This is a genomic window from Dyella sp. ASV21, from assembly GCF_016428975.1.
GTDB lineage: Bacteria > Pseudomonadota > Gammaproteobacteria > Xanthomonadales > Rhodanobacteraceae > Dyella.
In genome coordinates this window covers 1-2,626 of sequence record NZ_JAELTT010000141.1, presented here as the reverse complement: position 1 = coordinate 2,626, position 2,626 = coordinate 1, and the positions used below count along the sequence as shown (strand labels likewise).

At 65.5% G+C, this 2,626-nt stretch carries 1 protein-coding gene; it reads left to right on the top strand.

The window, feature by feature from the left end:
* Positions 1-248 precede the first annotated feature (248 nt).
* Positions 249-2,626 (top strand): alanine--tRNA ligase (alaS, locus tag JHD67_RS21210; RefSeq protein ID WP_199101129.1); only part of this gene is annotated, 2,378 nt, incomplete at its 3' end.

Sequence of the window (2,626 nt, the reverse complement as noted above, 5' to 3'; positions counted from 1 at the left end):
CCCCCCCCCCCCCCCCCCCCCCCCCCCCCCCCCCCCCCCCCCCCCCCCCCCCCCCCCCCCCCCCCCCCCCCCCCCCCCCCCCCCCCCCCCCCCCCCCCCCCCCCCCCCCCCCTCTCTCATGCTCCGGCGACCCCCGAGATCTACACCCGAACGTTGTCGTCGGCAGCGTCAGATGTGTATAAGAGACAGGATTGATCGCGGCGGTGCCGTCCGGGCGTGTCCTTCTCGTTCTGGTCGTCCCCAACCGCATGAAAACCGCCGAAATCCGCTCGACATTCCTCGACTATTTCCGCTCGAAAGGGCACACCATCGTCCCGTCCAGCTCCCTGGTGCCGGCCAGCGATCCCACGCTGCTGTTCACCAACTCGGGCATGGTGCAGTTCAAGAACGTGTTCCTGGGCAGCGAAAAGCTGCCCTATGTGCGAGCAGCCGACGTGCAGCGTTGCCTGCGTGCGGGCGGCAAGCACAACGATCTTGATTCGGTCGGCTACACCGCGCGTCACCACACCTTCTTCGAAATGCTGGGCAACTGGTCGTTTGGCGACTACTTCAAGCGCGACGCCATTGCCTACGCGTGGGAGCTGCTGACCGGCGTTTTCAAGCTGCCCAAGGACAAGCTCTGGGTCACCGTCTATCACACCGATGACGAGGCCTTTGACCTGTGGAACAAGGAAGTGGGCGTGCCGGCCGAGCGCATTGTGCGCATCGGCGACAACAAGGGCGCGCCGTACGCTTCGGACAATTTCTGGCAGATGGCCGACACCGGTCCGTGTGGTCCGTGCACCGAGATCTTCTTCGATCACGGTGCGGACATCGCCGGTGGCCCGCCGGGCTCGCCCGACGAAGATGGCGACCGCTACATCGAGATCTGGAACCTGGTGTTCATGCAGTTCGACCGCGCGCCCGACGGCACGCTGTCGCCGCTGCCGGCGCCCTGCGTGGATACCGGCATGGGCCTCGAGCGCCTGGCCGCCGTGCTGCAGCACGTGCATTCCAACTACGAAATCGACCTGTTCCAGCACTTGATCAAGGTGGCCTCGCAACTCACCAGCACCCCCGATCTGGCCAACAAGTCGCTGCGCGTGATCGCCGATCACATTCGCGCCTGCTCGTTCCTGATCGTGGATGGCGTGCTGCCTTCCAATGAAGGTCGCGGCTACGTGCTTCGCCGCATTATTCGTCGCGCGTTGCGCCACGGCTGGATGCTGGGCGTGCGCGGCGATTTCTTCTGGAAGATGGTGCAGCCGCTGGTGGAAGAGATGGGCGCGGCGTATCCCGAGCTGGCACAGAAGCAGTCGTTCGTCGAGGACGCGCTGCGTACCGAGGAGCGCCGTTTTGGCGAAACGCTGGAAAACGGCATGCGTCTGTTCGATGCCGTGGCCGCCAAGGCGAACGGCAGTATTCCGGGCGCCGACGCGTTCCGCCTGTACGACACCTACGGGTTTCCGGTCGACCTGACCGCCGACATCGCGCGCGAGCGCGGCCTGACGGTGGATATGGACGGCTTTGAGCAGTCCATGAAGGAACAGCAGGAACGCAGCCGCGAAGGCGGCAAGTTCGAAGCCAAGGGTCAGATGCCGGCCGAGCTGGCCAGCCAGTTGCAGCCGACGGTATTCCTCGGTTACGACGCGTTGGCGAGCCAGGGCAACAAAGTGGTTGGCATCGTGCGCGGCGGCAAACAGTTCGATCAGCTCGGCGAAGGCGAGGAAGGCCTGGTCATCCTCGACCGCACGCCGTTCTATGCCGAGTCCGGTGGCCAGGTGGGTGACATCGGCGTGCTGGGCAACAGCGCCGGCCGTTTCGAGGTGAGCGACACGCTCAAGATGGGCGGTGTGTTCTTCGGCCATGCCGGTCGTTGGCGAGGGGCGCAGCCGCTGCGCGTGGGCGACACCGTCGACGCCCAGGTGGACAGCGCGCGGCGCCAGGCCATTGTGCTGAACCACTCGGCCACCCATTTGCTGCACGCCGCACTGCGCAAGGTGCTGGGCGAGCACGTCACGCAGAAGGGTTCGCAAGTCGCGCCGGAGCGTCTGCGCTTCGACTTCGCGCACTTCAAGCCGATGAGCGCGGACGAGCTGCGCCAGATCGAGGCGTTGGTAAATGCCGAGGTGCGTCGTAACGAGGCGGCCGAAGTGCATCACATGGGTTACAACGACGCCATCGAGTTCGGCGCCATGGCGCTGTTCGGCGAAAAGTACGGCGATGAAGTGCGCGTACTCAAGATGGGCGAGTTCTCCACCGAGCTGTGCGGTGGCACCCATGTGAACCGCACCGGTGATATTGGCCTGTTCAAGATCGTCAGCGAGGGCGGTGTGGCCTCGGGCGTGCGGCGTATCGAAGCGGTGACCGGCGCGGGCGCGCTGGCTTATGTGGCTGATGAGGAGCGTCGTCTGGGCGAAATCTCGCAATTGCTGTCCTCGCATGGCGACGAAGCGGTGGAGAAGCTGCGCCAGCTGTTCGACAAGCAGAAGAAGCTCGAGCGTGAGCTGGAATCGCTGCGTGCCAAGGCCGCCGGTTCGGTGACGGCGGATCTGGCCACCGCTGCGCACGACGTGGACGGCATCAAGGTCATTGCCGCGCGCCTGGAGGGCCTGGACGCCAAGGCATTGCGCGACAGCATGGATCA